A 20678-nucleotide genomic window follows, 5' to 3' on the forward strand; every position below is an offset into this window, starting at 1 on the left:
GTTATCGGTTTATAACAATGAAGGGGAAAATAAAAATGACAATAATATCTATAGAAAAAGCTACAATTTTAGATGCTGAAAAGTTAACAGAAATAATGAAAAGAACATTTGATGAAGAAGCAAAGCGATGGTTATACGGCCAAGGTGATGTAATTGATTATAACATTCAACCGCCAGGATATTCTTCAGTTGAAATGATGAAATATTCAATTGAAGAATTGGATACTTACAAAGTGATAATGGATGAAAAAGTAATCGGGGGAATTATAGTTACGATCTCTGGTAAATCGTACGGAAGAATCGATCGTATTTTTGTAGAGCCTTTTCTTCAAGGAAAAGGAATTGGATCGCGGGTTATTAAGTTAATAGAAGAAAAATTTCCGAACATAAGGATTTGGGATCTTGAAACATCTAGTAGACAAATTAATAATCATCATTTTTATAAAAAAATGGGCTATGAAATAATTTTTAAATCTGAAGATGAGTATTGCTATGTAAAAAGAAAAAATGTAGATGCAGTTGGAGAGAACCTAATTAAAAATAAAGATATGAAAAATGGTCAATACGAAAACTGTAATTTGGTTAATACAGAATATTATCAAGTAAATTTAAAAAATAGTGCATTTGTTGGTAGTAATATAATGCATATGAATATGAGTAATTGTAATATAAGTCAATCAACCTTTAGAAATATTAATTTTAGAAATTCCTCATATGCAGATTTGAATATTTCTGGCAGTAAATTTAATTTTGTGACTTTAGGTGGAGTTCAATTTAGAGATACAAGCCTTGGAGAGGATAAAGATCCTATTTCATTTGATAGATGTGATTTGGAAAGTACTACAATACGTAGTAGTAATCTGAAAAATATTGAAATAGAAAATTGTGATATTACCGGTATGAAAATAAATGGTATTTCAGTAGAAGAACTGCTTGAGTTGTATAATAGGGTGAAAAATTAAATAAAAAATCACTTAGCATATTCTAAGTGATTTTTTCATTTTGAACGAGAGGGAATATAAGAGATGATGTTCAAAAAGCGAATATTATATCGAAATAATTATATGAAAATAACACAAAGAAATAAGGGTTGGCAGGATTTTAATATGGGATATTAGAATATGAATATTTGAATGGAGGGGAGAAAGATGGAGATTAACGTTAGAGCAGTAGAAATACAAGATGCTAGAGCAATTCATCGTATATGCATACAAGATGATGTTTTACCTTATATGGTTTTCTTACCTAGTATGCGTGTAGATGCAATGGAGAATAGAATTCGAAATTTAGCACAGAATCAATTTGAATTTGTAGCAGAATGTGATGGAGAAGTTGTTGGATTTGTCGGTTTAACCCAAAGTCCAGGGCGAAGATCTCACTCGGGTGATTTATTCATCGGAGTAGATAGTGAGTATCACAATAAAGGAATTGGAAAAGCACTTCTTACAAAAATGCTTGATTTAGCTGATAATTGGCTAATGTTAGAACGAGTGGAACTTGGTGTATTAGAAACGAATCCTAGAGCCAAAGTATTATATGAAAAATTTGGATTTATCGAAGAGGGTGTAAAGGTTGGGAATTTGAAGGCTCATGGGAATTTTGTTAACGAAATCATGATGAGTCGTTTTAGACCAAATGGTTTGATTGTACATAATAAATAGGGGTGTAAATTGAACAGAAATATCGATTTGTTTTGAAAAAAGTATGGCAAAAGGACGCCATGCTTTTTTCAGTTTATTAAAAATAAAGAACAATTTTTATTTAAAGGATGTTTTAAAGGATGAAGCATTAGGAATCATCTCAATCCGGAAAGCATATGACTTAATAGAATCTATTTCTATGTGCAAGGGGAATGCATATGTGGAAATTTCAAAAACCTTGAAAAAACGATTGCATAAGTATATTTAAATTTTATTTATTTTCATACATAGTATAATTGAGCATTCCAGGAACAAGGAGTGATTGTAATGTCGACAGACCAACCTATTCCTGGACATTTTATTATGGACCCACAGTGAGCTATGCTGTTGCCACCGGAATTGAAAGCAGCTCCATCTGAATCATTAACAGAACAATTATTTATTGAACGGTCTATAACTGAAAATAGATTTTGGTTACGTATTATGAAAGAGCATGCTTTGTTTCTTGGTGAGGGGTTTAATCGTAACGATAAAAATTTAATTCAGTAAGTAGAACAGTTTTATAATCAGTTTGATAGGCAGCTGCAAAAAGCATTTACTATTCCACAAACTGTTCAAGCGGTAAGGCAATTAAATGAAGAGAGTATTCAGTTAGTGTATGCTTTTCGTAATTATAAAAGAAACTTACTAATTTTAATCATCAATTGTAAAGTGAAAGGGTTTAATTTTCCACTTTTAGTGGATCATGTTGCACGAGAAGCGGAATATTTTATGCGGACACTTCAAAAGTTTAATGAAGGCAAGATGGATCCTATTCAAGATGCGATTATTAGCGAGAATGTTTTCTGGTTACGAATTATGATGGAACACTCACGTTTTATTGGATCATTACTGGATCAATCGGAAAGAAATCTTTTTCATACAGCGTTGAAATTCGGTGATGATTTCGAAATTTTGCTTAACCAAGCTAGAGATGTTGAATCGATGTTATATCAAAAAGAACCGACATACCCGATTATAGGAAAAATGAATAAAGATAGTGAAAATGCCACTGTTGAGTTAAGGGATTTCAAAAAAGCAGGATTAGAGTTAATTCAAACATGTCAAATCCGAAATGTCATAAATCCATTGCTTGCTGATCATGTTACAAGAGAGGCAGAGCATTTCCTCTTCATGATTCATGTATTGGAGCAAAGGCTAAAGCAAAAGCAGGTGGAACAATCTCCGCAATAATAAATAAACAAGGAAAGCATGGCAAACTAATGTCATGCTTTTCTTGTTTATCCCGCTATTTGTCGGCAGTAAAACTCCCATCTCAAAATTTGGCTGGATCAAAGAAGTTATGAGGGAGAAAAACTGTCCGTAAACGCCCTATTGGTGAAGGCTAATAATCAGCGGGGGATGAACAAAACCCCCACTGATTAAAGTTTCACTTTATAAATTGTGATTTGATTGTTTCGGTTGTAATAAAAATAATGCTAATCCAATGAAAATAAGTAGAATTCCTAGTCCTTGCTGTAAAGAAATTGTTTCATCTAAAATGAAATAGGCTAAAATACAAGTTCCAATTGTCTCTCCTAAAATACTCATCGAGATAACAGTAGCGCTCATCCATTTTAATAACCAATTAAAAATTGTTTGTCCTAAAATCGTTGCAATGAATGCAAGACCTATAAAGGACCACCATGTTTGTGCAGTGTAATTGAAGAAAGATGACTGCTGTGTGTAAGCAAATATACCGAGAAAGAGTGAACTACTGCCATAACTAATTACCGAGTACGGTATTAGGGATAGGTCTTTACGAACATATTGACTAATGAAAAAGTAAGCTGTTATGACGCCAGCAGCAATAAAAGCTAAAATATCGCCGTATAAAGCTTCGCCACTAATTTGAAAATCTTGCCACCCAATCACGATACTTCCTGAAATTGCAATAAGGCAGCCTATAATCGCACCTTTCGTAAACCGTTCCTTAAATAAAAAATAACCACCGACCATTGAAAATAAAGGTTGCAACGTTACGATAACTGTAGAACTTGCTATGGAAGTATACTGTAATGATTCAAACCATAGTACATAATGAGCTGCTAGAAATAATCCAGATAAGAGTCCAAATCCCCATTGCTTTTTTGATAATGAGCGAAGTTCGCTTCGATTGTTTGTATTAAATATTAGAAACGGTAAAAGAATTACCGTAGCAAACAATAATCGATAAAAAGCAGTGATTGCTGCAGGGGCATCGGCTATTTTTACGAAGATAGCTGAAGTAGATAAGGCGAACACGCCGAAAAATAAGATGAAATATGAAAGAATAGGTGATTTCAAAGTTTGTCCCTCCGATTGGTTGTTTATTATAATGAACTGTATATAATATAATGTACAAAAGTTAGTATATAAGCCTAAGATGAAATAAGGAAGGATTAATTGCCACTGTTTAGTATGTCAGCACAAAAGGGACAAAAGATGTATTATGATGGACGAAAGGAAGTTGTAACAATGATTCATTATCGGCTAGGTCAAACTGTTTTAAGTTATCGTAAGAAAAATAATATGACAATTCGTGAATTTGCTGATTATGCAGGAATCAGTACTTCACTTATTAGTCAAATTGAAAGAGGGCATGCCAATCCTTCTTTAAATGTATTGGAATTAATAGCGAAAGCATTAAATGTACCGCTGTTTACTCTTTTTATTAATGATATCGATACAGACTCACTTATTTCTAAGAAGAAAGATCGGAAAAAAGTATATCGAGAAAATAATGATCATATTGTTTATGATGTGTTAACACCAGATTTTATGAAAGCTCGCATTGAAATGTTAATGATGGATTTAAACGGATATGCAAATACAACAGAAAGTCACTATTCCCACGAAGATAAGGAAGAAATTGCAGTTGTAATGAAAGGGGAAGTGTATGTGGAATTGGAAGGGAATGAATATTTTTTAGAAGAAGGAGATGTTGTGCGTATTCCACCGAACGTGAAACATAGATTTTTGAATAAGAGTGATGAAATGAATCACATCTTATTTGTATTAACACCTTCGTTAAGCTAAGGAAGTAGCTTAAGGATACATATTAAGTGGTAACATAATAGAAAGTATCAATTACATAAAGATTCGCGTGTATAATAAAACAACTATCTATAAATACATACACATTTGATTTTCACTTTGTATGTTTAAGAAGATGAGAGATTTGACAAAAAAATAAGATAGTTCCATGACTATCAAACCAAATAATTCAGATAAACAAAGAGTGGAAATTTTTAAGGCTTTGGCAGGAGTAAAACGAGAAATTGTTCGTTATGTATTTCATAATCAAAACAATCACAATTGTGGAAGATTGAGACTGCATTAGGGATGAATAAGTATCATCTCAAAATATTATTAGAAGCAAATTTAATTCTTGTTGAGCGACAGGGGCAATTTTAATTTATAACTGTAAAGGAGGAAACTTTTCAAGAGTTTTCACCTGGCTTTTTGCCGACTTTGTAGATGCTAAAAAACCATTTTTATTAGGGTTTAGAGGGGATAAGAGAGATGGAAAATATAAGTGTATTAAAAGATGGGCTTTCAATTATATCTCAATGTAAAAAAGAAACAAATGATATTTGGCATGCACATTTCGGAGCAGCTGCCATTGCTAGTTATTTTTTTACGAAAAACAATAACATTGATGAAAAAACTATCTGTAACATTTATTCTCAAGCGAAAATGATGCTCCATAAGCAAAGGTTAGGCGAAACAATTGATAATAAACAAGGTGTCGATTATCAAAGTGCTGAAGAAACGATAATTAAATCTTTGGAACAAACGATTGATGAACTCCATTGGGTTGGCCATAATGTAATTTACGCTTCTTTAAGTTTACTAGCCATTAAGGAGTTAAGTCATTGGGGGAGTGAGCAAGATATTAATAATATAGCAAACCTTATATTATCGTTTCAAAAAACAATTCCCGGTAGATCTTGGATTGGTTTTACAACTAAAGAAGTAAAGCAACTAATTATAAATAATGAGGAGATTCAAAGTGAAATTAAAAACCCAAAGCAATTATCTGAATTTATTTTAAATGAATTATCTGAATTTAATGTTATATATAAGGCAGAATCACATCAAGATTTAATTGGTCATATGCTTACCTTCTCACATGCGATTAATATATTATATGACTTAGGGCATATAGAATTATTTCAACGAGGAATAAAACCACTATTAAAGCTAGTTTATGTACTTAGAAAAAGTCGCAATTTAATGCCGAATGCCCAAATAATATTGAATTCTCCTGTAGATCGTTTACCTCTTACAAAAGCAAAACAAGTTGATACACTTCCGCTAGATAATGCATTCTGGCTTAAAGACTACAGCGAATTTAATTGGGATTTTGGGCACATATTTAAATTTTCATATAGTTATTTTGATCACTTAACAAGGGTTCCAGAATATAAAGATAAAACATTTGAGAAATTCTGTTGTATTATTAATGAGTAAAAGTGTCTAACTTTAAATTAATAGTAAATGGTACACATTCATAAACTAACATATTTATAAAAAATGGTAGAAAATTATAATGACCTGTAATAATAGGCTTAGTTTAAGTCTCTTTTTTTGTTAGTAGTATATTGTTTTTTCAAATATGTAAGATTTTACATTAGCATGAGACTTTTACTTATTATGTAAGTAGGCTATACTAAAATACATATATTTTGAAATTGGAGCGAATAAAGACGATATGGAATTAGTGAAGTTAGAAAAAATAATTGAATTGAAAAAAGAAGAATTATTGAATCTAGTCTCAAATTATGGACTTCAACATGAAAAAGTAATAGCACTCAGCCAAGAAATTGACAAATTAATAAACTGGTTTATGTTTTTAAAATAGAAAGAACTATGACGTGAGTTGAATATGTTATAGTTCTTTTTTATTCATATATATTGTCTAATTTCTTACAGAATGCGCAAGCTGCTAGTCGACTATGATAATTTTTGGTTATAATAATAAAGGAATTATTAATTGTATCGGTTAGGGGCGCAGCAAATATGAAAACAGTCGTTGTCATCGGTGGAGGTATTACTGGACTTTCTACTATGTTTTATTTAGAAAAATTAAAGAAGGATTATAATATAGATTTAAATTTAATCCTTATTGAGAAAGAAGAGTATTTAGGTGGTAAAATCCACAGTGTGGAAGAAAATGATTTTATTATGGAATCTGGAGCAGATTCTATTGTAGCTCGTAATGAACATGTTTTGCCGCTTGTAAAAGATTTAAATTTAGAAAATGAAATGGTATATAACGAAACAGGTATTTCTTACATATACTCTGATAACATATTACATCCAATTCCTGCTGACACTATATTTGGGATTCCTATGAGTGTTGAATCATTATTTAGCAGTACGCTAGTCTCAAAAAAAGGGAAAATCGTTGCTTTAAAAGATTTTATTACGAAAAATAAGGAGTTTACAAAGGATACATCACTTGCTGTATTTTTAGAAAGCTTTTTAGGGAAAGAATTAGTGGAAAGACAAATTGCACCTGTGCTTTCAGGTGTATATTCTGGTAAATTGAAGGAGCTTACAATGGCATCTACGTTACCATATTTACTTGAGTATAAAAATAAATATGGAAGTATTATTAAAGGTTTTGAAGAGAATAAAAAACAATTTCAGTCAGCAGGAAATAAAAAGTTTGTATCATTTAAAAGTGGACTATCTACGATTATTAATCGCTTAGAAGAAGTGCTGACGGAGACTGTCATTAATAAAGGTGCTGTAACAACAGTGATAAGTAAAAAAGGGGATCGGTATGAGGTTTCTTTTGCAAATCATGAGACAATACAAGCTGATTATGTCGTTTTAGCAGCTCCACATGATATCGCACAAACGTTATTACAGTCTAATGAGTTAAATGAGCATTTTAATAAATTTAAAAATTCATCGCTTATAAGTATTTACTTAGGTTTTGACATACTAGATGAACAACTACCGGCTGACGGCACAGGTTTTATCGTAACGGAAAACAGTGATTTACATTGTGATGCTTGCACATGGACAAGCAGGAAGTGGAAACATACATCTGGTAAACAAAAGCTATTAGTAAGAATGTTTTATAAGAGCACTAATCCAGTATATGAAACGATCAAAAGTTATAGTGAAGAAGAATTAGTACGAGTTGCTTTATATGATATTGAAAAGAGCCTCGGAATTAAAGGTGAACCGGAAGTAATTGAAGTTACAAATTGGAAAGATTTAATGCCGAAATATCATTTAGAACATAATCAAGCTGTTCAATCATTACAAGAAAAATTGGCCGTGCTTTATCCTAATGTATACTTAGCTGGTGCTTCATATTACGGTGTAGGAATTGGTGCTTGTATTGGAAACGGAAAGAATACTGCCAATGAAATAATTACGACATTGAATGAACAGTCAAAATAATAATATTGAATACATATGTAAATAAAATGTCCCTCCAATATAATGGAGGGACATTTTATTTGTAATTATTTAACATTAATTACAATCTTTTTATGATTGGCTTTATTCTCTTTAATAGTTAATGTTATTTTTCCAGATTCTTCAAAGGAATACGGTGAGAGCCGATAAAGTTCTTTAATACTATGTTTTTCTTTTAAATTATTTGTAGGAATTAATGTTATATTAGGCTTCCATGTTTCCTGTTTGCCTGAAGGGTAGTCTACTATTATTTCTGGATTATTTAATTGTATTGTTTCCCAAGAGACAAAATACAGTTCAACTTCTGCATCTTTTTTTAGTAATTCTTCTGAGAAATAACCAAACTCACCAACATTACCAAAAACAGTGAAATTTTGATTTTGCAATTTAATATCTAAATATCTAGGTTGATATGTTGCTGCGTGATACATTCCGTATGAAAGAGAGAGTGTGGCAGCGATTAATATACCAACTGAAAATGTCTTAAAGCTATTTCCTTTAAAACTTGTCATCATAAATGAGTGTGGTGTGAATTTTTTTGCGAATAAAAAAATGAGTAAAATGAGCAAGAGGGATAAGCCAATGAAAATATACATAAAGTTTAAGCACCTCCGTAAGAAATATTTACTGTTTTTCTATATTTTAACATGAGAGGGTGTAAATTAGGGGTGGCTTTTAGAGGGGAATTAATAAATACAACGAAGTTATATATTATTAATAGGATAAACATCGCTAGAAATATTTGATTTGTGGGACATTAAGGACTTTCCTAATTATAAATACTTTTTCTGCTATAATAAATGAGTAGAGAGAAAGGAGTGATCCTATGGTATTTCCTATGTTAGAAACAGAACGCTTGCGCTTAGTTGAAATAGAACAATCTTATTGTCAAAAAATATATGAAATATTCTCATTAGATGAGGTAACGTGTTATTACGGTATGAATTCTTTTACTGAGTTTGGACAAGCTTCACGTATGATTGAATCTTTTTCAAAAAATTACTTTGAGAAAAAGGCAATGCGTTGGGGGATTGTATTAAAAGACACAAATAATTTAGTAGGAACAATTGGATTAAATAATTTACAACTTTGGAGTAAACGCTCAGAGATTGGATATGATTTGCATCCTCGTTATTGGGGGAATGGTTATGCTTCTGAAGCTGCTCGAGAAATTATTACTTATGGATTTCGAGATTTAGGCTTATTTAGAATTGGAGCTATTACATATCCTGAAAATATAACTTCGTGTAATATGTTATCTAAATTAGGTTTTCAACAAGAAGGGCTGTTACGTGGATACATTCATCAAGGAAATAAACAACACGATGCATTAATGTATTCTATTGTACGAACTGATGTAGAGGATATTCATTATTAATAAAAAAGCCCCTCTTATTTAAAATAAGAGGGGCTTGTAAAAATCAACCTATTTTAGGTAATAAACGTTCTCCGCTTTTCATACTACTTTTACATAAAGGGCATTTAGGCTCTTCTTCAAATGAAAAGTTCTTTCTCATCCATCCTAAACAATCCTCTGATTCACATTCCCAAACAGGGGTTTGTTCTGGTGGTACTTCTGCTACATCGTTCTTTCGATTGCGATACATGTAACCACTCCTTTTATGTAAAAATTTTTAGTTATATATTAAAAAGGTTGTTAACCGAGCTGGTAACAACCTTTTTATTGATTGAATTATAGCTTTACAACGTTTTTAGCTTGAGGTCCACGGTTACCGTCTTCAACTTCGAAGCTAACTTCTTGACCTTCGTCAAGAGATTTGAAGCCGTCGCCAGTGATAGCTGAGAAGTGAACGAATACGTCGCTACCGTCTGCAACTTCGATGAAACCGAAACCTTTTTCGCTGTTAAACCATTTTACTTTACCTGTTAATGTCATGGTAATGCCTCCTAAAATTTAAAAAGATTACAATATGATCGGCCTTATTCGATTGAAAATAAAAGTTCACATATTATCAAAAATCCATAAGGAGTACAAAATATTCCTGATTGATACTTGATAATATGCAAAGAAAGTATAGTGCTAAATTGACCTTAATTACTATCTTACAACAAATGGTGGGAAATAGCAAGTGCTGGTAATACCAGTGAATGAATTGGGTGATACTGGTAAAAAGCACGAAGACATCTCTTTTATTTATATATTATTCCTAATCTGAATTTATTCCAAACAGAAATCATTTATTTTAAAAAATATGTTTAAGGGAAACGATATATATTTTAAGAATACAGATGATTACAATAATAAGGAGGATAGAATATTGCTAAATAAACAATTTAAAATAATTGAAGCAGCAAAAGAAGGAAGAAGAAAAGTTCATCCTATTTTCGCTGTTATACTTGCAATTGTATTTTTAACTTTAGGTGAATTTTTCATGTTGTTTATGCTTTTTTTACCGAAAGCAGATACATCATTTGTAAAGGCAATTTATAGTAATATTGAGATGATATTAACGTTTGGTGGGGCTATATTTTTTATTTTTTTATGGATTAGGTTTGTAGAGAAAAGGTCATTTTCATCCATTGGTTTTTGGAAAGTGCAATGGATGAGACAGTATTTGAGAGGTGCGTTAATAGGATTTTTCTTCATTTCAATACCAGTAATTGTACTTGTATTAACAGGTATTGTAAAACTACAAATGCAACAAATTACGGCAACCGCCATATTTGGTATTGTAGGATCTTTAATTGCTTTTTTAATACAAGGTGCAACGGAAGAAATTATTGTACGAGGCTGGTTGTTTCCAGTTATTTCTGTTAGAAGTCGTATATGGGTTGGGATTATAGTGACGTCCTTTTTATTTGGTTTTCTTCATTTACTTAATCCAGGTATTACAATTCTTTCAATATCGAATATAATATTAGTTGGTGTATTTGCAGCTTTTTACGTATTAAAGGACAGTAGTCTTTGGGGGATTTGTGCATGGCATTCCATTTGGAATTGGGCACAATATAATGTCTATGGTTTTGCAGTTAGTGGCATGACGATATATTCAACACCACTATTTAAACCTGTAACAAATGGGTCAGAAGTGCTTCATGGAGGCTCATTTGGTATTGAAGGTAGTATCATTACAACAATAATGCTTTCTATCGCTTCAATCATTTTATGGAAACAGTTATGGGGGCGAAAAGTGAAACAACGAGATATTAGCTAATGAAAGAGGGAGAAGATATGGGGATTGTAGCGTTTGAGGGAGCGAGCGCTGTTGGTAAAAGTACAACATGTCGTGAATTAGAAAAAAATTACGGTGCATTTATTATACCTGAAGTTAATCTATTATTTGAAAGACCAAAAAATGAACATAGAACATGGTATTTTGAAAAACAAGTAGAGCGCTGGAAAATAGCAATACAGAAGTCTCAGCAATATGAATTAGTAATACTCGATGGGGATATATATCAGCCACTTAGTTATAATTGGTGTTTTCGTTTTGATATATTTAATCAGCCGTTATCTTTAATAGAAAACTTTTATAAAGAAAAGATGATAAATAGAGAAATTGGTTTTCCAGATCAATATTTTTATTTATATACAAGTGATGAAGAGCTTAGAAAACGGAAAGAGTTTGATGGGACGAAAAAAAGAAGAAACTTTGAAAAACATTTACATATATCTAAAGCATTTCAGCGTTATTATGAAAATCTCAATACCGTCACAGACGGGTACTGTAAATTGATTGAAGCAAAAAGTATAAAGTCGAATGAATTAGAAATTGTGAAAAGTTTAAACAGCTTGAACGTGTGTGAAAAAAGACGGTTTGATGTTTCGAGGTTAGAAGCTATTACGAAGTGGTTAAAAGAGAGTCGTGCATAAAAAACAACGAGTGCCTTATAAGGTACTCGTTGTTTTTTATGCATATTGAATATGTGAGTTTATATATTGTTGTAAGTTTGATTTTTCATTTTTCTTAATAGTATTTGTATATTTAGGTAGAAAGAGTTGAGAAGGAGAAACTGGTAGTTCACTACAAACATCGATACCATAAACAGAATTATTCATAGTGAGAGAATGAATACATTTTAAAAGTGTAGATAGTTTCATCAAAGTTTGAAGATGTTAAACCATCATACAATAAGCTCATATTTATGCAGCTACTATAAATTATTAGGCTAGCATATATTTTTATAAATTTAAAACGAAATGCTTAGAGTGGAATTAGCATTTGAAAAAGACTGCACTTTTTGACGGAATAATCTTTCAATTTATAAAGAAAAGAAATACAATATAAGGAAATGCATATATGATTCAGGAAATAGAAAATATGTAATAAATGAAAATGTATCCCGCTATTTGCGGGAAATAAGACTCGAAATTCAGCTGTGACAAAAAATTAGGCGGAGGTCTACTACCCGTAAAAGCTCGATTGGTTCAACAAATAATCGATGCTTCGAGTTATAACTTGTGAAGGAGGAATAAATATAAGCATGAAAAAGATTATTATTTCAGATCTTGATGGGACTTTATTAAGAAGTGATAAAACAATTTCAGAGAAATCTATTAATATTTTGAGGGAATGTAAAAATAATGGAGACGAATTGATTTTTGCTACGGCAAGGCCTCCAAGAGCTATAAATCAGTATATTCCCAACGTGTTAAAGAATGAGATTATCATTTGTTATAATGGAGCTCTAGTTCTTAAAGGTAATGATATTTTATATGAAATGAAGATTTCTAAAAATGATATTTTAGGAATCATAGAAATAGCAAAAAAGTATAATCTTCATCAGATTTGTCTTGAAATAAATGATAAGCTGTACTCAAATTTTGATGTTACTGATTATTTTGGTAATGTGCCGTGTGAAGTCATGGATATAAGAGAATTAAACTTTGAAAAAGCCTCTAAAGTAATTGTTTGTACTAATGGCTCAATAAATAAGGAGTTCACTAAGGAGTTGCCTGATGAGTGCAAGGCAGTCATTACAGATAACGGAACATTGTGTCAAATTATGCATACGGATGTTTCAAAATGGAATAGTATTCAGCATGTTCTACAGCACTTAAATCGAGATGTATCTGAAGTAATTGCATTTGGAGATGACTACAATGATATGGAAATGATAGAGAAGTGTGGGATTGGCGTAGCGATGAGCAATGCTGTTGAAGAATTAAAATCCGTCGCTAAATTTATTGCCAAAAGTAATGATGAGGATGGAGTTGCTACATTTCTGGAAAGTAATAGTTATATTTATGTTAATTAGTATGGAAAAATGAATCGCAGCAAGTTGCGAAAAAAGAGAAGCTACATCTGTTTTTGATAAATAGATATTATGAAAAGGGAAATATGGGAGGAAATAGGCAAGATGAAAACATTATTTAAAATAATAGGAATTATAGCTGGTATGGCAGTAATTGGAGTAGGTTTAACATATGGTATGCTGTATTATCTGAATAATAGTAAACCAGCTGCGAAAAAGGCATCACCAGCCGCTCCGGCAGTAGAAGTGCTAGCTGATAGTAATGTAAAAGCCGAAGATGCAAAGAGATTAGAAAATGGAAATTATTCATTGCCGAATAGTGGTTTTAATAAAAACTTCAAATGGACAGATGAGAACATACAGACAGCATTACATGAAATGGCACATCAAAAAGCGAAAGCTGATCAAAAATGGGGCTATATTTTTATTACACAAGAACGTATTGAAAGTTTACTTGAAATTATAAATAGTAATGATGTTGCACAAAAAAGTACATATGTGGATATTTTAGAACGATGGAAACAAGGAAAATATGAAAAGGTTGATGTGGACCACAACAAGATTTGGAAATTACAAAGTGGGAATTTAGGAGAAGGGAAAGGAGTAATGTCAGAAAAGGAGCAAAAAGAATTAATTAATCAAGTTTTTATACAAAAAGGTACATATTCAGGTAGTAAATTAATTGCAGGTGAGGTACAAGCTAATAAATAATATACATATTGATTTTGAAACACCTGTATTGTTATGAACACAAATGTTTTAACAAAAATGAGTAATTGCTTTTTAGAGCAGTTACTCATTTTTGTAATTACTCGCTTACTTTTCTATTCTCTCTAATAATGTAAGAAACGATTGCAAAACTGGGGATATCCATCTAGATTTATGATAGATTACGTGGCTTTGAATGACGGCTGGAGTTTCGATGGGCTGAAAACAGAGTTGTTCTTTTTGATTACTTTCTTGTACAACGATGTAAGGGAGAATAGAAATTCCTAACTCACACATAACGGATTGTTTAATGACTTCAACATTGGAAGTCTCAAATGTTTTATTAGGATTTCTTCCGCTTTGACGTAAAAAACGATCTACCATTGGTCTATAGCCACAGCTTTGTTCTGTAAATATAAATTGAGTATCTTGTAATAAAAGGAGTGGATCAGTGTTTGAAGGGAAATGAGCAGGGAAAATCCATCCAAATGTTTCATTACATAAATTGCACGTAATAAAATCATTATGCTCTATACTTTCTCCAATTATGAAGATAACATCGGTTTCTCCTTCATGTAATTTTTTCAATGCTTGCTCATTGGTATTTGTCTCAAGTACGATATTTACTTTCGGATTTTCCTGTTTGTAAGTACGTAATAATTGTGGTAACCGATACACTGCCAATGATTCATTAGATGTAATAGCCAATGTTCCTTCTAAATGGTCACTGTTTTGAGGGATTTCTTGCGCTTTATCATAAATAGTAAGTAATTCTAATGCATACGGATGAAATTGATGACCTGCTTTTGTAAGAAGTATTTTTTTTCCTAATCGATCGAATAGGGGAATGTTTAAATCGTTCTCTAATGCTTTAATATGGGCTGTCACAGTAGATTGCGCATAACCTAATGCATGAGCAGCTTTAGAAAAGCTACCATATTTAACAATGGCACAAAATGTTTTAACATGTCTCATTTCCATAAATGATACCTCTTTTATTATCATGATTTGTGAATGATTATATCATGTATTTCAATTTTTCAAATCATTAAATTTCTTTTAAAATTAAGTTGTGGAGAAATTCATTCAATTGAAATTGGAGGAGAAAAAATGAGTGAAAAGAGCTATCATGTAGCTGTAGTTGGAGCTACAGGCGCAGTAGGGCAAAAAATCATTGCATTGTTAGAGAGAGTAACGAAATTTAATATAGAAGAAATTACATTACTCTCGTCAAAACGATCTGCTGGTAAGATAGTACAATTTAAAGGACGAGAGATTAAAATACAAGAGGCAAAATCAACTAGTTTTGAAGGTGTAGACATTGCCTTTTTTAGCGCTGGGGGAGAAGTTTCTAGACAATATGTAAATCATGCAGTTTCTAGTGGTGCAATCGTAATTGACAACACAAGTGAATACCGAATGGCACACGATGTACCACTCGTCGTTCCAGAAGTAAATGCACATACTTTAAGGGAACATAAAAGGATCATTGCAGTTCCGAATTGCTCAGCACTACAGATGGTAACAGCTCTTCAGCCAATTCGAAAATCATTTGGTTTAGAACGAATTATTGTTTCAACGTATCAAGCCGTATCAGGCTCAGGAATTCATGCGATTCATGAATTAAAAGAACAAGCTAAGTCAATGCTTACAGGTGAAGAAGTGAAGAGCACTATATTACCAGTGAAAAAAGATAAAAAACATTATCCAATTGCATTTAATGTATTGCCGCAAGTGGATATATTTACAGACAATGATTTCACATTCGAAGAAGTAAAGATGATTCAAGAGACGAAGAAAATTTTAGAAGATCCAAATCTGAAAATGGCAGCTACTTGCGTCAGAGTTCCAGTTGTATCGGGGCATTCTGAATCAGTTTATATTGAACTTGAAAAAGAAGCGACCGTTGCAGAAATTAAAGAAGTACTACTGAATGCACCAGGTGTTATTTTACAAGATAATCCTAGTGAACAAATTTATCCAACGCCATTATATGCAGAGGGTAAAAGAGATACATTTGTAGGTAGAATACGTAAAGATCCTGATACATCAAAAGGATTCCATCTTTGGATCGTTTCTGATAATTTATTAAAAGGTGCTGCTTGGAACTCAGTTCAAATCGCAGAGACATTGGTGGAAAATGGGATTATTTAGTATGGATTTATATAAATATTGAAAATAGAAGGATATTTGGGAAACCGTTAATTATAATGGTTTCCTGTTTTTTACTTAATGAGTATTTTCCTCTTACTTCAATTAAAATTTAATTTAAGTTAGTTTTTATAGTGTTTTTATAAATATCAACTTTATCTGCAGAGAATTTTAAAAATCTAGGCTCTCCGTTAATTGTGAGATTAATATTAAGTGATAAAGGCATTTCAACCTTTTTCACTACATCTTCTATAGCAATATACTCATCTTCTTTTTCGTTATAAAAACAATGGAACTAATTAATACCTCATTATTTTCAATATCAATACTACACATCATAGGGAATTTCTCATCATTATGTATTATTAATTCGCCAAGTACTATTGAACCGTTTAATTCTTCTGTAAAATTTATTGTTTCCACTGGTTTTACCCACGTTTCATCGCACTCTTCATTTTCCGCTTCATCTATTGCCCATTCCCATATTGGGTTTTGTTTCAGGTCCTCAATAGTTAATTCATCAATTGGTTTGCTATTACACATTAATATATACTCCTTTTGCCATGAAAATGGATGAGTAAAAAATTTATTCATTAATTGTAAAATGTGGCTATTTGCAATCCTATAAATACAAGTTTGCTCGTTTCAATAAATAGTTGATCGCAAATAAGAAGTTTCGATGTAGAGTATTATCCATTTGATATTATTAAATCTAGTTTTGTAATGTTGAACTTATTTTTACAACCTATTAAAAGTCTATTCTTACGGTAATCTTAACAAGGTTTTAACTAGACAGTAAATAATGCCTTTTGAAAAGGAAAACCGTGGTTGTGATGGGGGAAATAGCAAAAAACATCGCTGATTTGCCATTCATAAAAATAGACTTTTCTTAGCAGAAATCACTAATTATAAATACTTATAAAATTAGCTCTGATATAGCAGATATTGAAGCGAAGAAAAATAAAGATGGGAGTGCATATTGGAAATACGAAGATGACCAAACAAAATTATGGAATATACGACTATAGAACTAGAAAATGATGACATAAATCTAAATATTATTGTTTAAATTCATATTTTATAATGTCCATTTAGCCCGCATTAACTGCCCGTAAACCCCCTCTGATTAAAGTTTCACTTTATAAAAATGAGCCCATAGTAAAAATAACCTAAAAATAGGCATATGAACAAGGTGCATCATCTAGTGATAGGTCATATTTTGTTGGTGTACGTATTGAACTTAGTTTATCCCGCTATTTGTGGGCAGTAAAACTCCCACCTCAAAATTCAACTGGAGCAAAGAAGTTAGGTGGGAGCCCTGCTGCCCGTAAACGCCCGATTGGTGCGGGCTAATAATCAGTGGGGATGAACAAAACCCCTACTGATTAAAGTTTCACTTTATAGCGCTATTTCTACTTAGATTTAACGAACAGAAATATAGGAAAGTATCGATGGGGTTTTAGTTTATAAACGGAGGTCATGAAGATGAATAATTTTCAACAAGAACTACAAGCGTTAAGCCTTAATGATTATCAGCCTGGAAATATTGTGTATTGGGACCAGCAAAACCAATATCCATATTACTATATTACAGATGATGCTCGTCGCTGTGGCGGCTGTGGCGGTGGTCGTTGTGGTGGTTGTGGTGGTTGTGGTCGTTGTGGCGGTGGTCGTTGTGGTGGATTCCGTTGTTTTGGTTGCTTCGGTTGCTTTAGTTGTTTTGGTTGTGGTGGTTGCTCTAATTGCTCTAATTGCTCTAATTGCTCTAATTGCTCTAATTGTTTTGATGGTTTTAATGGTACTACTGTAACATTTGAATATTGATAAGAGACAAAAAGGAATCCATTTTGAAAAAAGATTGATCGAAACGGATTCCTACTTTGTGAAGCATTATATAATTTTTATAAAAATGTGCTAACAAGTTTGCAAACGGACTTGCTAACACCTATACGAAATAGACATAAAATATCGCTGATGTGTAGCTTAATAATACGATAATAATTTAGCACTTATAATGAATAATAGGTTATTAGAAAAGAAACCATAAAATGTAATGTTTTATATCATTATAAAAAGAGATTATTCTAATAGGTCGTTGTGTAACGGCTGCATAGGATAATCTCTTTTTATGCTTATTTTTGTAAAGAATGTACTGTTATTTTGAGTTGCTCAATAAATTTCCGGGTAGCAGCGCACATATATTTATCTCTTCTATAAATAAGTCCTATATCTATTGTTGGAGTGGGGTTTTCAATTTTAATAGCTTGTATGTGCTCATTTTGCAAAAAGTCTATATACGGTTTTGGTAACACGGTAATCCCCATACCTTGTGCGACCATTTGAATTAAAGATTCCATTGTACTAATTTCTAAAATTGGCTTTGGTTTAAAGTTAAAGTTTTGGCAATGAGATGTAATTAGTTCTGTTAAATAGAAATTTTTAGGTAGAAGAATTAAAGGATAGTCCTGTAATTCTTCAATAGATACATACTTACGTTCAGTTAAAGAATGGCTGGTTGGCACAACTAATGTAAGTTCACTTTTATATAGTGGGATAGAAACAATCTCTTTATCTTGCACCGGGAGAAATGTAATACCAATATCTAATTCATTTTGTAATAATTTTTCACGAATTTCTCCTGTACGAAGCCCCAACACAGAGAGTTCGATATTTGGATATTGCTTATTGAAATCTAATATAGCTGGTGGTAGTAAATAATTTACTACGGTTAACAAAGATCCTATTGTTAAGGAACCATGATGTAATCCATTTAAGTCTTGAATGGCAGAACGAGCTTGTTCGACTTCGTGAAAGATTGTTTTACTGTGCGATAATAAAACTCTTCCTGCTTCAGTTAAAGATATTTTTTTACCAATTCGATCGAAAAGTGGCATGCCTACTTCATGTTCTAATGCACGTATTTGTTGGCTTAGTGAAGGTTGTGAAATATTTAATTTCTCGGCTGCTTTTGTGAAATGTAATTCTTTCGAAACAGCTAAAAAGTATTCTAATTGTCGTAATTCGATTGAAATCACCTCAAGTTTAATCATAGGATATACCTATCATTATTATATAAATAATTGAATTGAACAATGGTTTTGTGGGATATATAATCACTTTATCAGAAATGGATTGATTAAAAAATTAGATGAGGTGAAGAAGAATTGTTGAAATCTAGTGTATTACCGGGCAGTTATTCACAAGTACTTCAAAAAAGGTATGAGGAGGCCGTACCGACAGGAATATATCATTTAACGCCTTTATATGTAAAAGAAGCAAGGGGAGCGATAATAACAGATGTAGATGGAAATCAGTTTATTGATTTTGCTGGTGGAATTGGTATGCAAAATGTTGGACATTGTCATCCGAAAGTTGTAAGAGCGGTACAAAAACAAGCAGAATCGTTTATACATCCTTGTTTTCATGTAACTCCATATGAAAATTATATTACTTTAGCGGAGAAAATTAATGAGAAAGTGCCAGGTACAAGTAAGAAAAAAACGATGTTTGCCAATAGTGGTGCGGAAGCGATTGAAAATGCTGTAAAGATCGCACGTAAAGTAACAGGGAGGAGTAAAGTAATTTCGTTTGAACGAGGATTTCATGGGAGAACATTAATGACAATGTCTTTATCGACCAAAGAAACTCCATATAAAGCAGGATTTGGTCCGTTCGTTTCAGACATGCATATATTGCCGTATCCGTACTATTACAGAGCTGAAGAAGGAGTTTCTCCTGAAGAAGTGGATTCTCAAGTCATCTATCAGTTTGAAAAGTTTTTAGAAGAAGTATCACCTGAAAAAGTAGCAGCGATCGTAATGGAACCAGTACAAGGAGAGGGTGGGTTTATTGTTCCTTCCATTTCATTTGTAAAACGATTACGAGAAATTTGTAATCAATACGGTATTTTAATGATAATGGATGAAGTGCAAACTGGATTTGGCCGAACAGGGAAATGGTTTGCAACGGAACATTTTCATATAGAACCTGACATAATGACTTTGTCAAAATCAATTGCTGGCGGTTTACCATTAAGTGCTATTGTCGGTCGTGCGGAGTTGATGGACATTCCTGGGAGAGGACAAATTGGTGGAACTTTTGCCGGGAGTCCGTTATCATGTGCAGCCGGTCTTGCTGTAATTGAAATAATGGAAGAAGAAAATCTAGTTGAAAGGGCTCAGCAAATTGGAAATAGAATAATGTCACATCTACATCAAATGCAATTAAAGTACGAAGTGATTGGTGATGTTCGTGGAATCGGTGCGATGGTTGCAATGGAACTTGTAACGAATCGCATAACGAAAGAACCTGCAAAAGAACTAACAGTAAAGCTAATTGAAGATTTTTGGAAGAATGGGCTTATAAGTATTGGAGCGGGGATATTTGATAATGTACTACGCTTTTTACCACCTCTAGTTATCTCAAACGAAGAAATAGATAGAGGATTTGAAATAATAAATGAGTCTTTTGAAAAGTTGTGCCGCAAGTAAGAGGAGGGAT

General features: G+C 32.3%; 21 protein-coding genes and 2 pseudogenes. 15 read left to right on the forward strand and 8 right to left on the reverse strand.

Features of this window, described 5'->3' with window-relative positions; genetic code table 11:
• The first annotated feature begins 17 nt into the window (after nucleotides 1–17).
• From DN408_RS16470 to DN408_RS16485, 3 genes and pseudogenes are all read left to right on the forward strand, one after another.
• On the forward strand, nucleotides 18–962 hold the full coding sequence (locus tag DN408_RS16470) for a GNAT family N-acetyltransferase (protein ID WP_179957901.1): 945 nt from the start codon (nucleotides 18–20) through the stop codon (nucleotides 960–962).
• 186 nt (nucleotides 963–1148) lie between these two features.
• Nucleotides 1149–1661 (forward strand): GNAT family N-acetyltransferase, encoded by a 513-nt coding sequence (locus DN408_RS16475; protein ID WP_016126908.1) that lies wholly within the window; start codon nucleotides 1149–1151, stop codon nucleotides 1659–1661.
• A 360-nt stretch (nucleotides 1662–2021) separates the two neighbouring features.
• Nucleotides 2022–2873 (forward strand): annotated as a pseudogene (locus DN408_RS16485) (DUF2935 domain-containing protein).
• 201 nt (nucleotides 2874–3074) lie between these two features.
• Here DN408_RS16485 and DN408_RS16490 read toward each other — a convergent pair.
• The gene (locus DN408_RS16490) at nucleotides 3075–3965 is read right to left on the reverse strand and encodes a DMT family transporter (protein ID WP_002168408.1); all 891 of its coding nucleotides are present in this window, start codon (nucleotides 3963–3965) and stop codon (nucleotides 3075–3077) included.
• Nucleotides 3966–4079: 114 nt separating this feature from the next.
• Between DN408_RS16490 and DN408_RS16495 the strand changes: the two genes are divergently transcribed.
• The 4 genes from DN408_RS16495 to DN408_RS16515 all read left to right on the forward strand — a co-directional run bounded on the left by DN408_RS16495 (nucleotide 4080) and on the right by DN408_RS16515 (nucleotide 8084).
• Entirely contained in the window at nucleotides 4080–4697 is a 618-nt protein-coding gene (locus tag DN408_RS16495; RefSeq protein ID WP_002031957.1) for a helix-turn-helix domain-containing protein, read from the forward strand.
• Nucleotides 4698–5183: 486 nt separating this feature from the next.
• Nucleotides 5184–6134, forward strand: a complete 951-nt coding sequence (locus DN408_RS16505) for a hypothetical protein (protein ID WP_016126910.1) — start codon at nucleotides 5184–5186, stop codon at nucleotides 6132–6134.
• Nucleotides 6135–6375: 241 nt separating this feature from the next.
• Nucleotides 6376–6525, forward strand: coding sequence for an aspartyl-phosphate phosphatase Spo0E family protein (locus DN408_RS16510; RefSeq protein ID WP_002012842.1), 150 nt, complete (start codon nucleotides 6376–6378; stop codon nucleotides 6523–6525).
• Nucleotides 6526–6683: 158 nt separating this feature from the next.
• Nucleotides 6684–8084, forward strand: a complete 1401-nt coding sequence (locus tag DN408_RS16515) for a protoporphyrinogen oxidase (protein WP_002168406.1) — start codon at nucleotides 6684–6686, stop codon at nucleotides 8082–8084.
• A 65-nt stretch (nucleotides 8085–8149) separates the two neighbouring features.
• On the opposite strand, the gene DN408_RS16520 is transcribed toward DN408_RS16515, so the two are convergent.
• On the reverse strand, nucleotides 8150–8698 hold the full coding sequence (locus DN408_RS16520; RefSeq protein ID WP_016126911.1) for a hypothetical protein: 549 nt from the start codon (nucleotides 8696–8698) through the stop codon (nucleotides 8150–8152).
• A 230-nt stretch (nucleotides 8699–8928) separates the two neighbouring features.
• Between DN408_RS16520 and DN408_RS16525 the strand changes: the two genes are divergently transcribed.
• A complete protein-coding gene (locus DN408_RS16525) occupies nucleotides 8929–9480 on the forward strand; it encodes a GNAT family N-acetyltransferase (RefSeq protein ID WP_002031946.1) in 552 nt (183 codons plus the stop codon).
• A 43-nt stretch (nucleotides 9481–9523) separates the two neighbouring features.
• Here DN408_RS16525 and DN408_RS16530 read toward each other — a convergent pair whose 3' ends face one another.
• The gene (locus tag DN408_RS16530; RefSeq protein ID WP_000286202.1) at nucleotides 9524–9709 is read right to left on the reverse strand and encodes a cold-shock protein; all 186 of its coding nucleotides are present in this window, start codon (nucleotides 9707–9709) and stop codon (nucleotides 9524–9526) included.
• A gap of 86 nt (nucleotides 9710–9795) precedes the next feature.
• Nucleotides 9796–9999 carry a cold-shock protein CspD gene (gene cspD / locus DN408_RS16535; protein WP_002012849.1) on the reverse strand — a complete coding sequence of 68 codons (204 nt, stop codon included), beginning with the start codon at nucleotides 9997–9999 and terminating at the stop codon, nucleotides 9796–9798.
• Between the two features lie 382 nt (nucleotides 10000–10381).
• Between cspD and DN408_RS16540 the strand changes: the two genes are divergently transcribed.
• Nucleotides 10382–11278, forward strand: coding sequence for a CPBP family intramembrane glutamic endopeptidase (locus DN408_RS16540; RefSeq protein ID WP_078179213.1), 897 nt, complete (start codon nucleotides 10382–10384; stop codon nucleotides 11276–11278).
• Nucleotides 11278–11937 carry a nucleoside/nucleotide kinase family protein gene (locus tag DN408_RS16545; protein WP_016126913.1) on the forward strand — a complete coding sequence of 220 codons (660 nt, stop codon included), beginning with the start codon at nucleotides 11278–11280 and terminating at the stop codon, nucleotides 11935–11937. Before DN408_RS16540 ends, DN408_RS16545 begins: the two co-directional genes overlap by 1 nt.
• Before the next feature lie 36 nt (nucleotides 11938–11973).
• On the opposite strand, the pseudogene DN408_RS32495 reads toward DN408_RS16545, so the two are convergent.
• Nucleotides 11974–12165: pseudogene (locus DN408_RS32495) on the reverse strand (hypothetical protein); the annotation flags it as partial.
• 383 nt (nucleotides 12166–12548) lie between these two features.
• On the opposite strand from DN408_RS32495, the gene DN408_RS16560 reads away from it, so the two are divergent.
• Together DN408_RS16560 and DN408_RS16565 are read left to right on the forward strand one after the other, a co-directional pair.
• Nucleotides 12549–13322, forward strand: coding sequence for a Cof-type HAD-IIB family hydrolase (locus DN408_RS16560; protein ID WP_016126914.1), 774 nt, complete (start codon nucleotides 12549–12551; stop codon nucleotides 13320–13322).
• Between the two features lie 102 nt (nucleotides 13323–13424).
• Nucleotides 13425–14030 carry a PRK06770 family protein gene (locus tag DN408_RS16565; protein ID WP_078179068.1) on the forward strand — a complete coding sequence of 202 codons (606 nt, stop codon included), beginning with the start codon at nucleotides 13425–13427 and terminating at the stop codon, nucleotides 14028–14030.
• A 105-nt stretch (nucleotides 14031–14135) separates the two neighbouring features.
• On the opposite strand, the gene DN408_RS16570 is transcribed toward DN408_RS16565, so the two are convergent.
• Entirely contained in the window at nucleotides 14136–15008 is an 873-nt protein-coding gene (locus tag DN408_RS16570) for a LysR family transcriptional regulator (RefSeq protein WP_002127351.1), read from the reverse strand.
• A gap of 129 nt (nucleotides 15009–15137) precedes the next feature.
• Between DN408_RS16570 and DN408_RS16575 the strand changes: the two genes are divergently transcribed.
• Nucleotides 15138–16181, forward strand: a complete 1044-nt coding sequence (locus DN408_RS16575) for an aspartate-semialdehyde dehydrogenase (RefSeq protein ID WP_002168402.1) — start codon at nucleotides 15138–15140, stop codon at nucleotides 16179–16181.
• A 246-nt stretch (nucleotides 16182–16427) separates the two neighbouring features.
• Here DN408_RS16575 and DN408_RS16580 read toward each other — a convergent pair whose 3' ends face one another.
• The gene (locus tag DN408_RS16580) at nucleotides 16428–16721 is read right to left on the reverse strand and encodes a hypothetical protein (protein WP_002168401.1); all 294 of its coding nucleotides are present in this window, start codon (nucleotides 16719–16721) and stop codon (nucleotides 16428–16430) included.
• Nucleotides 16722–17663: 942 nt separating this feature from the next.
• Here DN408_RS16580 and DN408_RS16585 point away from each other — a divergent pair.
• Nucleotides 17664–18002, forward strand: coding sequence for a heterocycloanthracin/sonorensin family bacteriocin (locus DN408_RS16585; protein WP_147740257.1), 339 nt, complete (start codon nucleotides 17664–17666; stop codon nucleotides 18000–18002).
• Between the two features lie 308 nt (nucleotides 18003–18310).
• Here DN408_RS16585 and DN408_RS16590 read toward each other — a convergent pair whose 3' ends face one another.
• Nucleotides 18311–19213 (reverse strand): LysR family transcriptional regulator, encoded by a 903-nt coding sequence (locus DN408_RS16590; RefSeq protein WP_085963395.1) that lies wholly within the window; start codon nucleotides 19211–19213, stop codon nucleotides 18311–18313.
• A gap of 129 nt (nucleotides 19214–19342) precedes the next feature.
• Here DN408_RS16590 and gabT point away from each other — a divergent pair, with 129 nt between their 5' ends.
• Entirely contained in the window at nucleotides 19343–20668 is a 1326-nt protein-coding gene (gene gabT / locus DN408_RS16595; RefSeq protein WP_078179070.1) for a 4-aminobutyrate--2-oxoglutarate transaminase, read from the forward strand.
• The last annotated feature ends 10 nt before the right edge of the window (nucleotides 20669–20678 follow it).

The sequence above is a fragment of the Bacillus sp. AR13-1 genome, from assembly GCF_008042285.1.
Taxonomy (GTDB): Bacteria; Bacillota; Bacilli; order Bacillales; family Bacillaceae_G; genus Bacillus_A; species Bacillus_A mycoides.